This window comes from Roseateles sp. NT4, from assembly GCF_051857475.1.
Classification (GTDB): Bacteria; Pseudomonadota; Gammaproteobacteria; order Burkholderiales; family Burkholderiaceae_C; genus Pelomonas.
Genome location: NZ_JBPZGZ010000001.1, coordinates 1,834,807 through 1,853,273 on the forward strand (window position 1 = coordinate 1,834,807; position 18,467 = coordinate 1,853,273).

An 18,467-nucleotide genomic window follows, 5' to 3' on the forward strand; every position below is an offset into this window, starting at 1 on the left:
TCCTCGCAATGACCGCGTCTTCGCTCTGGCAACACCTCGGCTTTCGCCGCCTCTACCTCTCCTCGGCCAGCTTCGTGCTCGGCACGCAGATCTACCAGCTGGCCCTGCCGCTGATCTTCTACGAGCTGACCCGCTCCGCCGCGGTCATGACCAGCGTGCGCGCCGTCGAGCTGCTGCCCAATCTGCTGCTGGCCATGTTCATCGGCGTCTGGGTGGATCGCATCGACCGCGGCCGCTGGGCGCGCCGCGCGATGACGGGCATGGTGGCGTTGATGGGCCTGCAGGCCCTGCTGCTGCCGCAGGGTGCGCAGATGCTGCCCCTCATGCTGCCCTGCACCTTCGTGCTGATGGCGCTGAACTACCTCTATGGCATCTGCCGCATGGGGCTGGTGAAGGAGATGCTGCCCGAGACCCTGCTGCTGCCGGCCACTGGCCAGCTGACCGTGCTGTCCCAGGTGGCGGCCGTCATCGGCCCGGCCATTGCCGGCGCCTTGGTGGGCTGGCAGCTGTCGCTGGGGCTGTGGGTGCCCATGGCCGCCCTGCTGCTGGCCGCGGCCCTGTTGCGGGGGCTGGACCTGCCCGAGCGGCCTTTCGTCGCTGCGGGCTTCTGGCAGGACTGGCGCGCGGGCGTGCGCGTATTGCGCAGCAACCGGCCGCTGTGGCATCTGACCTGGCTGGTGGTGCTGATCAACGGCAGCACCGGCGTCGTGGAAGTGCTGTTCCTTTTCCGCGCCCGCGATGAACTGGGGCTGCCGCCCGCGACGCTCGGCCTGCTCTACGCGATGGCGGGTCTGGGCGGGATTGCCGGCGGCCTGTGCTGCAGCCGCTTGCGCGTCCGCTTCGGCCTGGGGCGGCTGATGGTGCTCGGCCTCGCGCTGGAGGCGGTCAGCATGCTGATGCTGGCCTGGGCCAGTGCCCTGCCCGCCCTGGTCGGCGCACTCACCCTCAACAGCTTTGCCATCGTGACCGGCAACGTGTGTGTCTGGGGCTTCCGGCAGGAAAGCACACCCGGCCCCTTCATCGGCCGCATCTCAGGACTGACGGGCTCGATCTTCAAGCTGGTCATGCCGCTGACCCTGCTGCTGTCCGGCCAGCTCGCCGCGGACCAAAGGCTGGGCGGCCTGCTCAGCGCCTGTGCCGCAGCACAGCTGCTGACGATGCTGGCCATGCGCTTTTCGGCCGTCTACCCGGTGCGCTGAAAAGCAAACGGCCGCCCGAGGGCGCCGCCCTGTGCGTTGCGTCAGCTCAAAGAGCCAGACGCGCACGCGCTGCCGCGTATTCGCGCTTGAGGCGGCCGATCAGCTGCGCCGCCGGCACGACTTCCTTGACCGCGCCGATGCCCTGGCCGCTGCCCCAGATGTCCTTCCAGGCCTTGGCCGCGCCGCCGCCGAAGTTCATCTTGCTGGGATCGCTCTCCGGCAGGTTCTCGGGGTCCAGGCCAGCAGCCACCACGGAGCCGCGCAGGTAGTTGCCATGCACGCCGGTGAAGAGGTTGCTGTAGACGATGTCGTCGCTGTTGCTGGCGACGATCATCTGCTTGTACTCGTCGCTGGCGCGCGCTTCTTCGGTCGCGATGAAGGCCGAGCCGATATAGGCCAGGTCGGCGCCCATGGCCTGGGCGGCCAGGATGGCATCACCCGTGCCCATGGAGCCCGACAGAGCCACCGGGCCGTCAAACCATTCGCGGATCTCGTGGATAAGCGCAAACGGGCTCTTCACACCCGCGTGGCCGCCCGCACCCGCTGCAACCGCGATGAGGCCGTCGGCGCCCTTCTCGATGGCCTTCCTGGCGAATTTGTTGTTGATGATGTCGTGCAGCACGATGCCACCCCAGGCGTGCACGGCCGCGTTGACGTCCTCGCGCGCACCCAGGCTCGTGATGACGATGGGCACCTTGTACTTGGCGCAGACCTGCATGTCGTGCTCGAGCCGCTCATTGCTCTTGTGCACGATCTGGTTGATGGCGAAAGGTGCGGCCGGCTTGTCCGGGTTGGCGCGGTTGTAGGCGGCCAGGGTCTCGGTGATCTCGGCCAGCCACTCGTCGAGCAGCTCGGCGGGCCGGGCGTTCAGCGCCGGCATGGAGCCGACGACGCCGGCCTTGCACTGCTCGATGACGAGCTTGGGGTTGCTGATGATGAACAGCGGCGAGCCGATGGCCGGCAGTGGCAGGTTCTTCAGGATTGCGGGCAAAGCCAAGTCAGTCTCTCCTAGTCTGTTGAGGTCGGAGCACGCGCGCAGTGCGCGCATGGTCCAACCCGCAAGGTCATCAGAATGCTTCGAGCGACAGTTCGGTGACGCTGTCCGCGCCGTCCACGATGGCGGCACGCAGCGAGGCCGTGCGCGGCAGGATGTGCTCGGCATAGAAGCGCGCCGTCGTGATCTTGGCGGCCATGAATTCCTTGTCAGTCGCCAAGGCGTCTTCGGCAGCCATCAGGGCACGCGCGAGTTGCCAGCCGGCGACGAGATTGCCCGCCAGCATCAGATAGGGGACCGAACCGGCGTACGCGGCGTTGGGGTTGGCCTTGGCCGAGCCGGCGATGAAGTCGACCACGGCGAGGAAGTCCTCGCGCGAAGCGCGCAGGGCCTTGAGCACCGCGCGGGCGGCGACGCTGTCGCGCTTGGCAAGAGCCGCCTCCGTCACTTCGATCTGGCCCGCGATGCCTCGTGCCAGCTGGCCGCCGTCGCGCGAGGTCTTGCGGCCAACGAGGTCATTGGCCTGGATGGCTGTCGTGCCTTCGTAGATGGTCAGGATCTTGGCGTCGCGGTAGTACTGGGCCGCGCCGGTCTCCTCGATGAAGCCCATGCCGCCATGCACCTGCACGCCCAGCGAGGTGACTTCCAGGCTCATCTCGGTGCTGTAGCCCTTCACCAGCGGCACCATGAAGTCGTAGAAGGCCTGGTTCTGCTTGCGCGCTTCGGCGTCGGGGTGGTGATGGGCGGCGTCGAAGGCGGCGGCGGCGGTACTGGCCATCGCGCGGCAGCCTTCGGTCAGTGAGCGCATCGTCATCAGCATGCGGCGCACATCCGGGTGATGAATGATGGCGGCGCTGCCGGCCACCGAGCCGTCCACCGGGCGCGACTGCACGCGGTCCTTGGCGTAGGCCACGGCCTTTTGATAGGCGCGGTCGGCGATGGCGATGCCCTGCAGGCCCACGCCGTAGCGGGCCGCGTTCATCATGATGAACATGTACTCCAGGCCGCGGTTCTCCTGGCCGATCAGCGTGCCGATGGCGCCGCCGTGGTCGCCGAACTGCAGCACCGCCGTCGGGCTGGCCTTGATGCCCATCTTGTGCTCGATGGACACGCAGTGGGCGTCGTTGCGGGCGCCCAGGCTGCCATCGGCGTTGACCATGAACTTCGGCACCAGGAACAGGCTGATGCCCTTCACGCCCTCCGGCGCGCCGGCCACGCGGGCCAGCACGAGGTGCACGATGTTCTCGGCCATGTCGTGCTCACCATAGGTGATGAAAATCTTGGTGCCGAAGATCTTGTAGGTGCCGTCACCCTGAGGCTCGGCGCGCGTGCGCACCAGGGCCAGGTCCGAGCCGGCCTGCGGCTCGGTCAGGTTCATCGTGCCCGTCCACGAGCCGTCCAGCAGCTTGGGGATGTAGGTGGCGCGTTGCTCGTCACTGCCCGCGGTCAGCAGCGCCTCGACGGCACCGTCGGTCAGCAGCGGGCACAACGCGAAGCTCATGTTGGCCGACTGCAGCATCTCGTTGCAGGCCGCGGCGATGGTCTTGGGCGCGCCCTGGCCACCGAACTCGGGCGGGTGCACCAGGCCCTGCCAGCCGCCCTCGGCATAGGCGCGGAAGGCCTGCTTGAAGCCCGGCGTGGTGGTGACGACGCCGTCCTTCCAGCTGGAGGGGTTCTTGTCACCCTCGAAGTTCAGCGGCGCGATGACGTCCTGGGTCAGCTTGGCGCATTCGTCCAGCACCGCAGCGGCGGTGTCCAGGCCGAAATCGGCGAAGGCGGGGATCTGTTGGGTCAACGTCTCCAGGCCAGCGAGGTGCTGGATGTTGAAGAGCATGTCCTTGACGGGGGCTTGGTAACTCATTTGTTCCTCCAGGCGGAGACAAAAAGGGCGCCGCGACAGACGAAGTCGGGGCGCCCGAGGTGCGGTTGGCGCTTGGGTTTACAGCGCGTTGACGAGTTCCGGCACGGCCGTGAACAGGTCGGCTTCCAGGCCGTAGTCGGCCACCGAGAAGATCGGGGCTTCCGGATCCTTGTTGATGGCGACGATGACCTTGGAGTCCTTCATGCCGGCCAGATGCTGGATGGCGCCGGAGATGCCGCAGGCCACATACAGCTGGGGCGCGACGATCTTGCCGGTCTGGCCGACCTGCCAGTCGTTGGGGGCGTAGCCCGCGTCCACGGCGGCGCGCGAGGCGCCCAGGGCGGCACCCAGCTTGTCGGCCAGCGGCGTCAGCACTTCCATGAACTTGTCGTTCGAACCCAGGGCACGGCCGCCGGACACGATGATCTTGGCGGCGGTCAGCTCGGGGCGGTCGCTCTTGGTGACTTCACGGCCCACAAAGCTGCTCTTGCCCGAATCGGCAGCGGCGGCAGCGGACTCGACAGCGGCGGAGCCACCGGTGGACGCTGCCGGGTCGAAACCGGTCGTGCGCACGGTGATGACCTTGGTGGCATCGGCGCTCTGCACGGTGGCGATGGCGTTGCCGGCGTAGATCGGGCGCTCGAAGGTGTCGGCGCTGACGACCTTGGTGATGTCGCTGATCTGGCCCACGTCCAGCAACGCGGCGACGCGCGGAGCGACGTTCTTGCCCGCGGCGGTGGCCGGGAACAGGATGTGGCTGTAGCCCGAGGCCAGCGCGATGACCTGCGCGGCGACGTTCTCGGCCAGGCCTTCGGCCAGGGCGGCGGAGTCGGCGTGCAGGACCTTGGCGACGCCGGCAATCTGCGCGGCGGCCGCAGCGGCAGCACCAGCATTGTGGCCGGCCACCAGCACATGCACATCGCCGCCCAGGGCAGCAGCGGCGGTGACGGTGTTCAGGGTGGCGGCCTTCAGGGTGCCGTGGTCGTGTTCGGCAATGACGAGTGCAGTCATCTCAATATTTCCTAGTCAGTTGAGGACAGAGCTGGCGGCTGCGCCGCTGCGGTCTGTCCCGCAAAGTTCTCAGATGGCTTAGATGACCTTGGCTTCGGTCTTGAGCTTGGTGACGAGGGTGGCGACATCGGGCACCTTGACGCCAGCCCCGCGCTTGGGCGGCTCGCTGACCTTCAGCGTCTTGATGCGCGGAGCGACGTCCACACCCAGGTCGGCCGGCTTGACGATGTCGAGCTGCTTCTTCTTGGCCTTCATGATGTTGGGCAGCGTCACGTAGCGCGGCTCGTTCAGGCGCAGGTCGGTCGTCACCACGGCCGGCAGGCTCAGGGACACGGTCTCGAGGCCGCCGTCCACTTCACGCGTGACGGAGACCTTGTCGCCGGCCACTTCCACCTTGGAGGCAAAAGTGCCCTGCGGCATGCCCGTCAGCGCGGCCAGCATCTGGCCGGTCTGGTTGCAATCGTCATCGATGGCCTGCTTGCCCAGGATGACCAGCGAAGGGCCTTCCTTGTCGACCAGGGCCTTCAGCAGCTTGGCGACGGCCAGGGGCTGCAGCTCGAGGTCGGCGGGGGTTTCGACCAGGATGGCGCGGTCGGCGCCGATGGCCATGGCGGTGCGCAGGGTTTCCTGGCACTGGGTGACGCCGCAGGACACGGCGATCACCTCGGTGACGGCGCCCTTCTCCTTCAGGCGCACAGCCTCTTCGACGGCGATCTCGTCGAAGGGGTTCATCGACATCTTCACATTGGCGATATCAACGCCCGTGCCGTCGCTCTTCACGCGCACCTTGACGTTGTAGTCGACGACGCGTTTGACAGGGACCAAGACCTTCATCGAAAACTCCAGCTCGAATTGACGTAAACGTTAATCAGATTCTAAGGGGCGCTCCTCGCGGGAGCCGGGCCTAAAAAAGCACGATCGTTCGATTCTAGCCAGACCCAACTTGGCCGCGGACGAAGCTTTTCTGGAGAGGCCTCTCGAATTCGTGAAGCTAGACTGCTTTTGCCCATGCAGATTGATTCCTCCCCGAGCCGAGAGATCGGCGTCTTCGACTCCGGTGTCGGTGGCTTCACCGTGCTGCGCGAACTGCGCACGCTACTGCCCTCCGCGCGTCTGCGCTACCTCGCCGACACGGCCTATGCCCCCTATGGCAATCGCAGCCCCGATGAGATCCGGGCGCGCAGCATCGCCATCAGCGAGCACCTGATCGAACGGGGTGCCGAACTCATCGTCGTCGCCTGCAACACGGCCACGGCCCATGCCATCGAGGCCTTGCGCGAGCGCTGGCCCGCCCTGCCCTTCGTCGGTACCGAGCCGGGCATCAAGCCCGCGGTCGCGGCGACGCGCAATGGCCGCATCGGCCTGTTGGCCACGCCTTCCACCGCCGCCAGCGCCCGGCTGCGCGCGCTGATCGAAAGGCATATCGGCGACCGGCAGGTCGTTGTGCAGGTCGTTGTGCAGGGCTGCGCCGGCGTCGTCGACCGCATCGAGGCCGGCGACCTGGGCAGCGCCGAGTTGCAGGCCCTCGTCGACCGCTATTGCGAGCCCCTGCGCGCCGCCGGCGTGGACACAGCCTTGCTGGGCTGCACCCACTATCCCTTCATCGAACCGCTGTGGCAGGCTGCGCTGGGTCCTGAGGTCGAGTTGCTGCGCATCGAGACCGCCGTCGCGCGTCGGGCGCTCAGCCTGTGGACACCCACCGAAGGTGACATCCCCGCACTGGACATCGAGACCAGCGGCGATCCTGTTGCCCTGCAGCGCTGGATAGGCCGCGTGCTGGGCTGGCAGGACACCGCCGTACAGGCCTGGCAGCCGCAAAGCAAAACGGCCAGCAGTTGCTGACCGTTGAGAGGATTGGTGCGCGGGACGGGACTTGAACCCGTACGTCCCTTTCGAGACGGCGGATTTTAAGTCCGCTGCGTTTACCGATTTCGCCACCCGCGCGGCGGGCTGGATTATCCGGGCCGCGCAAAAGAAAACGGGAGACTCGATTGCTCGAATCTCCCGTGAATTTGGAGCGGGTAACGAGGCTCGAACTCGTGACCTCAACCTTGGCAAGGTTGCGCTCTACCAACTGAGCTACACCCGCGCATTTCGCCTGACCTTGCGATCAAACATCGGTGCGACCGATTTTTACTGGAGCGGGTAACGAGGCTCGAACTCGTGACCTCAACCTTGGCAAGGTTGCGCTCTACCAACTGAGCTACACCCGCATGGTGTCTTTTTTGGAGGCGCGATCCGGAGTCGAACCGGACTAACCGGATTTGCAATCCGGGGCATAACCGCTTTGCTATCGCGCCGCTGTAAAACCCAAGCCAAAACCGTTGGTGCGGCTTTGACGAAAAAGGGAAGCCGGGGCTTCCCTTTCAAAAACTGGAGCGGGTAACGAGGCTCGAACTCGTGACCTCAACCTTGGCAAGGTTGCGCTCTACCAACTGAGCTACACCCGCATTGCCGGCGCAATTGCTTGCGCTCTGCAATTTCGCCGAATCACGTTGATTACTCTCTGCGATCTAGCGAAGCTGGCATTGTAATCCAATTTTCAGTCGGATGACAAGCCAGCTGCACTTCTTCAGTGAGGCACCACCGTGCTCTTGGCCGCGCCGTCTTCCGGCTTGGCCGCAGCAACAGGGACTTCCTCGTCGGGCAGCGGCGTCGGCACGGCTTCGAGAGCCACTTCCAGCACACGCTCGATCCAGCGCACGGGCACGATCTCGAGCTGGTTCTTCACGTTCTCCGGAATGTCCTGCAGGTCCTTGACGTTCTCTTCCGGAATCATCACGGTCTTGATGCCGCCGCGGTGAGCGGCGAGCAGCTTTTCCTTCAGGCCACCGATGGCGGTCACTTCACCGCGCAGCGTGATCTCGCCCGTCATCGCGACGTCCGCGCGCACCGGGATGCCGGTCAGTGCAGACACGAAGGCAGTGGTCATGGCCGCACCCGCGCTCGGGCCGTCCTTGGGCGTCGCGCCATCGGGCACGTGGACGTGCACGTCGCGCTTCTCGAAGACCTCGTCCTTGATGCCCAGGCGGCGGGCTCGTGAGCGCACCACGGTACGAGCCGCCTCGACGGACTCCTTCATCACGTCGCCCAGCGAACCCGTGCGGATGATGTTGCCCTTGCCGGGCATCGCAGTGGCTTCGATGGTCAGCAGATCGCCGCCCACTTCCGTCCACGCGAGGCCGACGACCTGGCCGACCTGGTTCTTCTTCTCGGCACGACCGAAGTCGTACTTGCGCACGCCCAGGAAGTCGTGGAGGTTGTCCTCCGTGACGACGACCTTGCTGTCGTAGGTCTTGAGCTGGATGCCCTTGACCACCTTGCGGCAGATCTTGGACATCTCGCGCTCAAGCGAACGCACGCCGGCTTCACGGGTGTAGTAGCGGATGACGCCGCGCACAGCCGATTCGGTGACGTCCAGTTCCTCGTCCAGCACGCCGTTGTTCTTGCGTTGCTTGGGCAGCAGATAGGTCTGGGCGATGTTGACCTTCTCGTCCTCGGTATAGCCCGACAGGCGAATCACTTCCATCCGGTCCAGCAGGGCCGGCGGGATGTTCATCGAGTTGGACGTGGCCACGAACATCACATCGGACAGGTCGAAGTCGACCTCGATGTAGTGGTCACCGAAGGTGTGGTTCTGCTCGGGGTCCAGCACCTCGAGCAGCGCCGAAGACGGGTCGCCACGGAAGTCCATGCCCAGCTTGTCGATCTCGTCGAGCAGGAACAGCGGATTGCGCGTACCGACCTTGGTCAGCGACTGCAGCACCTTGCCCGGCATGGAGCCGATGTAGGTGCGGCGGTGGCCACGGATCTCGGCTTCATCGCGCACGCCGCCCAGGGCCATGCGGATGAACTTGCGGCCGGTGGCTCGCGCCACGCTCTGGCCGAGCGAGGTCTTGCCGACGCCCGGGGGGCCGACCAGGCACAGGATGGGCGCCTTGACCTTGTCGACGCGTTGCTGCACCGCGAGATATTCAAGGATGCGGTCCTTGACCTTCTCGAGGCCGTAGTGGTCTTCGTTCAGCACGTCCTCGGCATTCTTGAGGTCGTGCTTGATCTTGGTCTTCTTGCTCCAGGGCAGGTTGACCAGGGTGTCGATGTAGTTGCGCACCACCGTCGCTTCGGCAGACATGGGCGACATCAGCTTGAGCTTCTTCAGCTCAGCGTCGGCCTTCTTGCGCGCTTCCTTGGGCATGCGGGCCGCGAGGATCTTCTTCTCGAGCTCCTCCATGTCGGCGCCTTCTTCGCCGTCGCCCAGTTCCTTCTGGATGGCCTTGACCTGCTCGTTCAGGTAGTACTCGCGCTGGCTCTTCTCCATCTGGCGCTTGACGCGGCCACGGATGCGCTTTTCGACCTGCAGGATGTCGACCTCATGCTCGAGCAGGTCGAGCAGCTTCTCCAGGCGCTTGGCCACTTCGGCCAGGTCCAGCACGGCCTGCTTGGCGTCGAGCTTGAGCGGCAGGTGGGCGGCGATGGTGTCGGCCAGGCGGCCCGGATCGTCGATGCCGCCGATGGACGTGAGGATCTCGGGCGGGATCTTCTTGTTGAGCTTGACGTACTGGTCGAACTGCTGCGTCACGGCGCGGCGCAGGGCTTCGACTTCAGGGGCGTGCTCGGTCTCGGGCGGGATGGGCGTGACTTCGGCAACGAAGTGCTCGCCCGGCTCGGTGATGGAGCTGGTGGTGGCGCGCTGCAGGCCCTCGACCAGCACCTTCACGGTGCCGTCGGGCAGCTTCAGCATCTGCAGGATGCTGGAGACGCAGCCGACCTCGAACATGTCTTCGGGCTTGGGCTCGTCCTTGCCGGCGGCCTTCTGGGCGACCAGCATGATCTGGCGACCGGCTTCCATCGCGGCCTCAAGCGCCTTGATGGACTTGGGGCGCCCGACGAACAGCGGGATGACCATGTGCGGGAAGACGACGACGTCACGCAGCGGCAGCAGCGGCAGCGTGATCGGGTCGGCGGGGAGGATGGGATGTCCGGACATGAAGACCTCTCTTTCTCAGGCCGATGTGCGGCCTGAGGGGGCGATTGCAAGTTGGAGGGCTCAGTGGCGGTTTACGCGCTGGCCTTTTGTTCGCGGTAAACCAGCAAGGGACGTGCCGATGCGTCCTCGATGTTGTGCTCGTCCAGCACGACCTTCTCGACGCCTTCCAGCGCCGGCAGGTCGAACATGGTGTCGATCAGGGACTGCTCCATGATGGAGCGCAGGCCGCGCGCACCGGTCTTGCGCGCCAGCGCCTTGCGGGCGATGGCGGCCAGGGCCGGCTTGCGGATTTCCAGCTCGACGCCGTCCATCTCGAACAGCTGCTGGTATTGCTTGACCAGGGCGTTCTTGGGCTCGGTCAGGATCTGCACCAGGGCGTCTTCGGTCAGTTCGCCCAGCGTCGCGACGACGGGCAGGCGGCCGACCAGTTCGGGGATGAGGCCGAACTTGATGATGTCCTCGGGCTCGCATTCGCGGAAAACCTCGGAGACGCGACGTTCGCTCTTGCTCTTCACCGTCGCGCCGAAGCCGATGCCCGACTTCTCGCTGCGGTTCTGGATGACCTTCTCCAGGCCGTCGAAGGCGCCACCGCAGATGAACAGGATGTTGGTCGTGTCGATCTGCAGGAAGTCCTGGTTGGGATGCTTGCGGCCGCCCTGCGGGGGCACCGAGGCCATCGTGCCTTCGACCAGCTTGAGCAGGGCCTGCTGCACGCCCTCGCCCGACACGTCGCGGGTGATGGAGGGGTTGTCGGCCTTGCGCGAGATCTTGTCGATCTCGTCGATGTAGACGATGCCGCGCTGCGCGCGCTCGACGTCGTAATTGCAGTTCTGCAGCAGCTTCTGGATGATGTTCTCGACGTCCTCACCGACATAGCCCGCTTCGGTCAGCGTCGTCGCGTCGGCGATCACGAAGGGCACGTTCAGCAGCCGCGCCAGCGTCTGCGCCAGCAGCGTCTTGCCGGAGCCCGTGGGGCCGATCAGCAGGATGTTGCTCTTGGAGAGCTCGACCGAATCCTTGGTCGTGCTCATGTGGCGCAGGCGCTTGTAGTGGTTGTAGACCGCCACGGCCAGCGTGCGCTTGGCAACGTCCTGACCGATGACGTACTGGTCAAGGCTGGACTTGATCTCGCTGGGCACGGGCAGGTCGGACTTGCCGGCACGCGCGGCAGGGGCCGGCGCCGGGATCTCGTCACGGACGATGTCGTTGCACAGCTCGATGCATTCGTCGCAGATGAAGACCGACGGACCGGCGATCAGCTTTTTGACTTCATGCTGGCTCTTGCCACAGAACGAGCAGTACAGAACTTTTTCGCTGGAGGTGCCTTTTTTGTCGGCCATGGGGTCTGCTCGGGGATGCCAGTGGTCAGGCGGGTGCCTGAAATGATGATAGTCCAAACGATCTCGGGGCCCTTGTAGGGATAAGGGCCCCGATTTCGCTGCGAATCCGGGGCCGGTTACGGCCCCTCACAACTCAGGGGCGGTGTTCCAGCACCTGGTCGATCAGGCCGTAGCCCTGGGCTTCGGCAGCGGACATGAAATAGTCGCGCTCGGTGTCGGCCTGGATTTTCTCCAGAGGTTGGCCGGTGCGCTCGGCCAGGATGCGATTCAGGGTATCGCGAGTCTTCAGGATTTCACGCGCATGGATTTCGATATCCGTGGCTTGGCCCTGCGCGCCGCCCAGAGGCTGGTGAATCATCACCTTGGAATTGGGCAGGGAGTAGCGCTTGCCCTTGGCGCCCGCCGCCAGCAGGAAGGCGCCCATGCTCGCCGCCATGCCCATGCACAGGGTCGAGACCTCGGGCTTGATGAACTGCATGGTGTCGTAGATGGACATGCCGGCCGACACGCTGCCGCCGGGGCTGTTGATGTAGAGGTTGATTTCCTTGTCCGGGTTCTCGCTCTCCAGGAACAGGAGCTGGGCGACCACCAGGTTGGCGACGGCGTCATTGACCGGGCCGACCAGGAAGATGACCCGCTCGCGCAGCAGGCGCGAGTAGATGTCGTAGGCACGCTCGCCTCGGCCGGACTGTTCGATGACCATGGGGACCAGCCCCAGGTTGTTGATGTCGAGAGCGCTCATTCAGATCCTTGAAAACAGATTCAGCTGCAGCCGTTATGGGGGCGGATTATGAGGTTGCAAGCAAAAGGGCGCCGAGCCTCGCGGCACGGCGCCCTCGCTGAAGCCAGGGGCTATCAGTTGCCGGCGGCCATCAGCTCGTCGAACGGCAGGGCCTTGTCGGTCACCTTGGCCGTGGTCAGCACGAAGTCCGTGACGTTGTTCTCGACGACAACGGCTTCGACTTCGGCCATGCGCTCGCGGTCACCCAGGTACCAGCGCATCACTTCGGCGGGCTTCTCGTAGCTCTGCGACAGCTCTTCGATGTGAGCCTGCAGCTGGGCCGGCTTGGCCTGCAGATTGTTGGAGCGCACCAGTTCCGAGACCACCAGGCCCAGGCGCACGCGGCGCTCGGCTTGGGGCTTGAAGATGTCGGTGGGGATCTCGGCCTTGTCGGCATCCTTGACGCCACGCTTCTTCAGGTCTTCGCGGGCCTGCTCGACCATGCGGGCGGCTTCACCCTCGACCAGGGCGTTGGGCACATCCAGTTCGGAAGCAGCGACCAGGGCGTCCATGACGGCACCCTTGTTGCGGGCCAGCACGCGGAACTTCACTTCGCGCTCAAGGTTCTTCTTGATGTCGGCGCGCAGGCCGTCAACGGAAGCGTCCTTGATGCCCAGGGACTTGGCGAAGGCCTCGTTCACTTCGGGCAGGTGCTGGGCTTCGATCTTCTTGACCGTCACGAGGAAGTCGGCTTCCTTGCCGGCCACGTCCTTGCCGTGGTAGTCCTCGGGGAACTGCAGCGGGAAGGTCTTGGACTCGCCAGCCTTCATGCCACGCACGGCGGCGTCGAACTGCTCCAGCATCTGGCCTTCGCCGATCAGGAACTGGAAGCCTTCGGCCTTGCCGCCCTGGAAGGGCTCGCCGTCGATCTTGCCTTCGAAGTCGATGGTGACGCGGTCGCCGGCCTGGGCCACATCGGCGGCCGGGCGCTGGGCGAAGTTGCGGCGCTGCTTGCGCAGGATCTCGACGGTCTTGTCGATGGCGTCGTCGGTGACTTCGCTGGTGACGCGCTCGACTTCAGCGGCGGCCAGGTCGCCGATCTTGACTTCGGGGTAGATCTCGAAGGTCGCGTCGAAGGCCATCTGGCCTTCCGGCGCTTCGTTCTTCTGCTCGATGCGGGGAGCGCCGGCGACACGCAGCTGGGCTTCGTTGGCGGCAGTCATGAAAGCCTGACCGACCTTGTCGTTCACGACTTCGTACTGCACCGAGTAGCCATAACGCTGGGCGACGACATTCATCGGCACCTTGCCAGGACGGAAGCCGTCGGCCTTGACGGTGCGGGCCAGCTTCTTCAGGCGCGACTCGACTTCGTTGTTGATGTCAGCGGCCGCGACGTGCAGGGTGATGCGGCGTTCCAGCTTTTCGAGGGTTTCGACGGTGACGGCCATGATGGACTCGGGAGCAGTTGAAGGACAGTGGTGCGCGGGGCCGGACTCGAACCGGCACGCCCGTGAAGGCGTCAGGACCTAAACCTGGTGCGTCTACCAATTTCGCCACCCGCGCAACGGGATGGTTTTTGTTGGGCCGCTTGGAAAGCGACCCCATAGGCGATTCGGCAAACCGGCGATTGTAGCGACCTCGCACGGCTTACCCGCCGCCCCGATGCGCGGGGCGGCAAAACCCTAAAAAATGGAGCCCCTCGCCCAGCCCGGCACCGCTGAACGCGTGCCGGTCTGGTCGGTCTTGCAGACCGCGCAGCCGACGGAGCGGCTGCTCTCCGGCAGGCACGCCAAGTCCACAGGACTTGCCGTGTCCGGCCTCAGCCCCCGAGGGGACGAGGCCGCTTGCGGCATTGAGCCGCTAACGGCCTCAGGCGGGCCGGCTCGGCGAACTGAAGTCGGACACAAGCAGTCCCTGCGGACTGCTTGTGCCTACGGAAGGCCTTGGGCCTCTGGCCCAAGGCAGGCCCAGCGCTCGGCCCGTAATGCAGCATCGACGCTCAGGCTGGTTCGGACGCTTCGGTGTCGGCGAAGCGGCTGTGCAGCCGGCTGTGCTCCTCCTCCTTGGGGCGCACGACGCGGAACCAGGCCGCGTACATGGCCGGCAGGGCCAGCAGCGTCAGCACGGTGGCGACGATGAGGCCACCCATGATGGCCACGGCCATCGGGCCCCAGAACACGCTGCGCGACAGCGGGATCATGGCCAGCACGGCCGCAGCCGCCGTCAGCACGATGGGACGGAAGCGCCGCACCGCCGACTCGACGATGGCCGACCAGTCCGGCACGCCGCGGGCGCGGTCCTGCTCGATCTGGTCGATCAGGATGACCGAGTTGCGCATGATCATGCCCATCAGCGCGATGACGCCGAGCAGTGCAACGAAACCGAAGGGGCGGTTCAGCACCAGCAGGGCCATGGCGACGCCGGCAATGCCCAGCGGCCCGGTCAGGAAGACCAGCATGGCGCGGCTGAAGCTCTGCAGCTGCAGCATCAGCAGCGTAAAGGTGATGAAGAGCATGATGGGCACGCCGGCCGCGATCGAGCCCGTGCCCTTGCTGCTCTCCTCCACCGCACCGGCGATCTGGATGCCGTAGCCCACGGGCATCTTCTTCTGCAGTTCCTCCAGCTGGGGCCAGACTTCCTTGGTGACGGTGGCGCCCTGCAGGCCTTCGGCGACGTCGCCCTGGACCGTGACGGCGTACAGCCGACCTTCGCGCCACATGACGCCCGGCTCCCAGTCGAAATCGACCTTGGCAATCTGGGTCAGCGGAATGGCGCGGCCGGTGCTGGCCGGCACATAGGCGTTGGCGATGTCGGTGATGACGGCGCGCTCGTCCAGGGGCTGGCGCAGCACGATGTCGATGAGCTTGTCCGCCTCGCGGTACTGGCCGATGACGGTGCCCGACAGCAGGGTGCGGGCCGACTGCGCCAGGGTCTGGCTGGACACGCCGAGCGCCCGCGCCTTGTCCTGGTCGACCTTCAGGCGCAGCATCTTGACGTTCTCGTTCCAGTTGTCGTTGACGCCGCGCATATTGGGGCTCGCGCGCAGGATGTCCTTGGCCTTGTCGGCCCAGTCGCGCACGATCTTGGGGTCGGCGCCGGTGACGCGGAACTGCACCGGATAAGGCACCGGCGGGCCATTGGGCAGCAGCTTGACGCGGCCACGCGCCTCCGGGAACTCCTCGGCCAGCACGGCCGGCAGGCGCTTTCGCAACTCCTCGCGCTCGGCCAGGCTCTTGGGCACCAGGATGGACTGCGTGACATTGGCCTGCGGGAAGATCTGGTCCAGCGGCAGATAGAAGCGCGGCACGCCCGAGCCGATCCAGGTCGTCACCGTGGAGATGCTCTGCTCCTTCAGCATGCGCGCCTCGAAGCGCTTGGCCAGGGCCTCGGTCTCCTGGATGGTCGAGCCCTCGGGCAGCCACAGGTCGACCAGCACCTCGGGGCGGCTGGAGTCCGGGAAGAACTGCTGCTGCACCCGGCCCATGCCGACCAGGCCCAGTGCGAACACCAGCAGCGTGATGGCAATCGTCTTCCAGCGGTTCTCCACGCACCAGCGCACGACGCCACGGAAGCGGTTGTAGAAGGGCGTGTCGAAGAGCTCGTGCACCTCGCCATCGGCCGCCGGCTTGCTCTTCAGCAGCAGGGCGCCGAGATAGGGCACGAAATAGACCGACACCGCCCAGGAGATGACCAGCGACGCCGCGGTGACGGCAAAGATGGCGAAGGTGTACTCGCCCACCGTCGACTTGGCCAGGCCGATGGGCAGGAAGCCGACCGCCGTGATCAGGGTGCCGGTCAGCATGGGCATGGCCGTCACGTCGTAGGCATACGTGGCGGCATGCATCTTGTCGTAGCCCTCTTCGAGCTTGCGCACCATCATCTCGACGGCAATGATGGCGTCGTCCACCAGCAAGCCGAGCGCGATGATCAGCGAGCCCAGCGAGATCTTGTGCAGGCCCACGCCCCAATAGAACATGGTCGTGAAGGTGATGGCCAGCACCAGGGGGATGGTGATGCCGACGACCAGGCCCGGCCAGATGTCGATGCGTAGCGGGCGGGTGTGCAGGCCCAGCGAGATGAAGCTGACCGCCAGCACGATGACGACGGCCTCGATGAGGACATGCACGAACTCACCGACCGAGGTCGTCACGGCCTTGGGCTGGTCCTGGATCTGCTCGAGCTGGATGCCGGCCGGCAGTTCGCGCTCGATGCCCTTGAGGGCGCCGGCCAGGGCCTTTCCCATGGCGATGATGTCACCGCCCTTGGCCATGGACACGCCCAGGGCCAGCACTTCCTTGCCCTGGTGGCGGACCTTGGTGGCCGGCGGGTCGACGTATTCGCGCTTGATGGTGGCGATGTCGCCCAGGCGCATCTGGCTGGCCACGCCGGTCTGCGGATTCGTCGCGCGGATGGGCACCTCGGCCAGGGCCTGGGCCGTGCTGAACTGGCCCTGCACGCGGATCTGGAAGTTGGCGCTGCCGGCGTTCAGCACGCCCGCGCCTTCGACGGCGTTCTGCGCACCGATCTGATTGATGACCTGGTTGAAATCCAGACCCAGCTGGGCCAGGCGCTTCTGCGAGACCTCGATGAAGACCTTTTCGGGCTGGATGCCGAAGATCTCGACCTTGGCCACGTCCTTGACCTGGAGCAGGGCCTGGCGCACGCGGTCGGCATGCTCGCGCAGCTCCTCGCGGCTGAAGCCATCGGCCGACAGCGCGTAGATGGAGCCGTAGACGTCGCCGAATTCGTCGTTGAACACCGGCCCCAGCACGCCTTGCGGCAGTGTGGAGCGCATGTCACCGATCTTCTTGCGCGTCTGGTACCAGAGGTCGGCGACCTCCTTGGGCGGCGTGTTGTCCTTGACCTGGAAGACCGTCAGCGACTCGCCTGGCTTGGTGTACGAGCGGATCTTGTCCGCGTGGTTCACTTCCTGCAGTGTCTTCTCGATCTTGTCGGTGACCTGGTCGGCCATCTGCTGGGCCGTGGCACCCGGCCAGAAGGCCTGGATGACCATGGCGCGGAAGGTGAACGGTGGGTCCTCGTCCTGTCCGAGCTGGAAATAGGCGACAAAGCCCATCAGCATCAGCACCACCATCAGGTAGCGCGTCAGGGCCGGGTGCTCGAGCGCCCAGCGCGAGACGTTGAAGCCGCCGACGTGGGGCTGTTTGGTGATATCGGGACTCATGTGCGGTCCCGGTTCAACGTGAGGCAGCAGCAGCCGGCGCCGCCGTCGTGCGCGGCGGCACGTAGCGCTTGACCTTCTGGCCCGGGTTCAGCACATGCACGCCCGCAACAACGACCTCCTGGCCGGCCGTCAGGCCGCTGGCTATCACCACCTCGTTGCCCTCGGCGCCGCCGACCTGCACGGCCACGGGCTTGACCGTCATCGACGGGCCGTCCAGCGCCCAAACCGAGGTCTTGCCGCCCTGCTGCAGCACGGCCGCGAGAGGCAGCTTGATGACGCCGGCCATCTGCGGCAGGTCCAGCACAACGGTGGCGGACTGGCCGAGTCCAACGTCCAGCTTGCCGGCATCGGCCTTGATGAGGAAGGTACGCGTGACCGGGTCCGCCGCGGCGGCCACTTCGCGCAGCGTCAGCGGATAGGTCTTGTCGGCGCCCCAGAGGCGAACCTTGAGCGCCCCCGGCTGGCCCGCCGCGGCCTTCACGCGGGCGATCTGATCCTCGGGCACCGAGAAGACGATGTCGCGCGGGCCATCCAGGGCCACGGTGACGACCGGTGTGCCCGCGGCCAGCACTTGGCCGGGCTCGGCGTTGATGCCGGTGACGACACCGGCGCCATCGGCCGTGAGGACGGCATAGCCGGACTGGTTGCCCTGCACATCGGACTGCGCCTTGGCCTGCTCCAGCTGGGCCTGCGCGGCCTTGAAGGCCGAATCGCGGCGCTCCAGCTCGGCGGCGCTGATGAAGCCCTGGCGCTGCAGGTCGACAAAACGCTTGTAGTCCTGGCCGGCCTGATCACGGTTGGTGCGAGCGGCCATGACGGCGGCGCTGGCGGCCGCTTCGGCCAGTTTCAGGTCCTGGGCGTCAATGCGGGCCAGGGCCTGGCCGGCCTTGACCGGATCGCCCAGGTTGACCGAGCGGCTCAGCAGCTTGCCACTGACGCGGAAGGACAGGCGGGACTCGATGCGCGGCCTCACCTCGGCCGCATACTCATGGCTGGCGCTGGCCGAGCCGGCGCTGACGACTTGCGTGCGCACCGCCCGCTCCGGCTCGGGGGCAGCAGGCTGCTTGCCGCATCCGGACAACAGTGCGGAAAGCAGCGTCGCCAGCAGCAGGGGCGGCGCAAGACGCAGAAGATGGGACATGCAGACCTCGGCAGGGATGAAACGACCA

At 65.9% G+C, this 18,467-nt stretch carries 12 protein-coding genes and 6 tRNA genes; 2 read left to right on the plus strand and 16 right to left on the minus strand.

Annotation, left to right across the window (positions count from 1 at the left end):
* Window positions 1-8 precede the first annotated feature (8 nt).
* Entirely contained in the window at window positions 9-1,199 is a 1,191-nt protein-coding gene (locus tag ACS5PN_RS08615) for an MFS transporter (protein ID WP_439463511.1), read from the plus strand.
* Window positions 1,200-1,245: 46 nt separating this feature from the next.
* Here ACS5PN_RS08615 and ACS5PN_RS08620 read toward each other — a convergent pair whose 3' ends face one another.
* From ACS5PN_RS08620 to ACS5PN_RS08635, 4 genes are all read right to left on the minus strand, one after another.
* Entirely contained in the window at window positions 1,246-2,196 is a 951-nt protein-coding gene (locus ACS5PN_RS08620) for an NAD(P)H-dependent flavin oxidoreductase (RefSeq protein ID WP_439463512.1), read from the minus strand.
* Between the two features lie 70 nt (window positions 2,197-2,266).
* Window positions 2,267-4,054, minus strand: a complete 1,788-nt coding sequence (locus ACS5PN_RS08625) for an acyl-CoA dehydrogenase (RefSeq protein WP_439463513.1) — start codon at window positions 4,052-4,054, stop codon at window positions 2,267-2,269.
* 78 nt (window positions 4,055-4,132) lie between these two features.
* Window positions 4,133-5,065, minus strand: a complete 933-nt coding sequence (locus ACS5PN_RS08630; RefSeq protein WP_439463514.1) for an electron transfer flavoprotein subunit alpha/FixB family protein — start codon at window positions 5,063-5,065, stop codon at window positions 4,133-4,135.
* A gap of 78 nt (window positions 5,066-5,143) precedes the next feature.
* Window positions 5,144-5,899, minus strand: coding sequence for an electron transfer flavoprotein subunit beta/FixA family protein (locus ACS5PN_RS08635; protein WP_439463515.1), 756 nt, complete (start codon window positions 5,897-5,899; stop codon window positions 5,144-5,146).
* Window positions 5,900-6,073: 174 nt separating this feature from the next.
* Here ACS5PN_RS08635 and murI point away from each other — a divergent pair, with 174 nt between their 5' ends.
* Window positions 6,074-6,907, plus strand: coding sequence for a glutamate racemase (gene murI, locus ACS5PN_RS08640; RefSeq protein WP_439463516.1), 834 nt, complete (start codon window positions 6,074-6,076; stop codon window positions 6,905-6,907).
* A gap of 13 nt (window positions 6,908-6,920) precedes the next feature.
* Here the strand turns inward: murI and ACS5PN_RS08645 are convergent.
* The 12 genes from ACS5PN_RS08645 to ACS5PN_RS08700 all read right to left on the minus strand — a co-directional run bounded on the left by ACS5PN_RS08645 (window position 6,921) and on the right by ACS5PN_RS08700 (window position 18,439).
* Window positions 6,921-7,009 (minus strand) — tRNA-Leu (locus tag ACS5PN_RS08645).
* 69 nt (window positions 7,010-7,078) lie between these two features.
* Window positions 7,079-7,154, minus strand: a tRNA-Gly gene (locus ACS5PN_RS08650).
* A gap of 48 nt (window positions 7,155-7,202) precedes the next feature.
* A tRNA-Gly gene (locus tag ACS5PN_RS08655) sits at window positions 7,203-7,278 on the minus strand.
* Between the two features lie 13 nt (window positions 7,279-7,291).
* Window positions 7,292-7,365 (minus strand) — tRNA-Cys (locus tag ACS5PN_RS08660).
* Window positions 7,366-7,439: 74 nt separating this feature from the next.
* Window positions 7,440-7,515, minus strand: a tRNA-Gly gene (locus ACS5PN_RS08665).
* A 122-nt stretch (window positions 7,516-7,637) separates the two neighbouring features.
* Window positions 7,638-10,052 carry an endopeptidase La gene (lon, locus tag ACS5PN_RS08670; protein ID WP_439463517.1) on the minus strand — a complete coding sequence of 805 codons (2,415 nt, stop codon included), beginning with the start codon at window positions 10,050-10,052 and terminating at the stop codon, window positions 7,638-7,640.
* A gap of 71 nt (window positions 10,053-10,123) precedes the next feature.
* Window positions 10,124-11,392, minus strand: a complete 1,269-nt coding sequence (gene clpX / locus ACS5PN_RS08675; protein ID WP_439463518.1) for an ATP-dependent Clp protease ATP-binding subunit ClpX — start codon at window positions 11,390-11,392, stop codon at window positions 10,124-10,126.
* A gap of 133 nt (window positions 11,393-11,525) precedes the next feature.
* Window positions 11,526-12,134 carry an ATP-dependent Clp endopeptidase proteolytic subunit ClpP gene (gene clpP, locus ACS5PN_RS08680; RefSeq protein ID WP_439463519.1) on the minus strand — a complete coding sequence of 203 codons (609 nt, stop codon included), beginning with the start codon at window positions 12,132-12,134 and terminating at the stop codon, window positions 11,526-11,528.
* 113 nt (window positions 12,135-12,247) lie between these two features.
* A complete protein-coding gene (gene tig, locus ACS5PN_RS08685) occupies window positions 12,248-13,561 on the minus strand; it encodes a trigger factor (RefSeq protein WP_439463520.1) in 1,314 nt (437 codons plus the stop codon).
* Window positions 13,562-13,589: 28 nt separating this feature from the next.
* A tRNA-Leu gene (locus ACS5PN_RS08690) sits at window positions 13,590-13,676 on the minus strand.
* Window positions 13,677-14,112: 436 nt separating this feature from the next.
* Window positions 14,113-17,298, minus strand: a complete 3,186-nt coding sequence (locus ACS5PN_RS08695; protein ID WP_439463521.1) for an efflux RND transporter permease subunit — start codon at window positions 17,296-17,298, stop codon at window positions 14,113-14,115.
* 13 nt (window positions 17,299-17,311) lie between these two features.
* Window positions 17,312-18,439, minus strand: coding sequence for an efflux RND transporter periplasmic adaptor subunit (locus tag ACS5PN_RS08700; RefSeq protein WP_439463522.1), 1,128 nt, complete (start codon window positions 18,437-18,439; stop codon window positions 17,312-17,314).
* Between the last annotated feature and the right edge of the window lie 28 nt (window positions 18,440-18,467).

Bases quoted from the DNA above. Each gene is read 5' to 3' on its own strand.
- ACS5PN_RS08635 (WP_439463515.1), bottom strand. From the start codon at position 5,899: ATGAAGGTCTTGGTCCCTGTCAAACGCGTCGTCGACTACAACGTCAAG.
- ACS5PN_RS08625 (WP_439463513.1), bottom strand. From the start codon at position 4,054: ATGAGTTACCAAGCCCCCGTCAAGGACATGCTCTTCAACATCCAGCAC.
- tig (WP_439463520.1), bottom strand. From the start codon at position 13,561: ATGGCCGTCACCGTCGAAACCCTCGAAAAGCTGGAACGCCGCATCACC.
- lon (WP_439463517.1), bottom strand. From the start codon at position 10,052: ATGTCCGGACATCCCATCCTCCCCGCCGACCCGATCACGCTGCCGCTG.
- clpP (WP_439463519.1), bottom strand. From the start codon at position 12,134: ATGAGCGCTCTCGACATCAACAACCTGGGGCTGGTCCCCATGGTCATC.
- ACS5PN_RS08615 (WP_439463511.1), top strand. From the start codon at position 9: ATGACCGCGTCTTCGCTCTGGCAACACCTCGGCTTTCGCCGCCTCTAC.
- ACS5PN_RS08695 (WP_439463521.1), bottom strand. From the start codon at position 17,298: ATGAGTCCCGATATCACCAAACAGCCCCACGTCGGCGGCTTCAACGTC.
- ACS5PN_RS08630 (WP_439463514.1), bottom strand. From the start codon at position 5,065: ATGACTGCACTCGTCATTGCCGAACACGACCACGGCACCCTGAAGGCC.
- ACS5PN_RS08700 (WP_439463522.1), bottom strand. From the start codon at position 18,439: ATGTCCCATCTTCTGCGTCTTGCGCCGCCCCTGCTGCTGGCGACGCTG.
- murI (WP_439463516.1), top strand. From the start codon at position 6,074: ATGCAGATTGATTCCTCCCCGAGCCGAGAGATCGGCGTCTTCGACTCC.
- clpX (WP_439463518.1), bottom strand. From the start codon at position 11,392: ATGGCCGACAAAAAAGGCACCTCCAGCGAAAAAGTTCTGTACTGCTCG.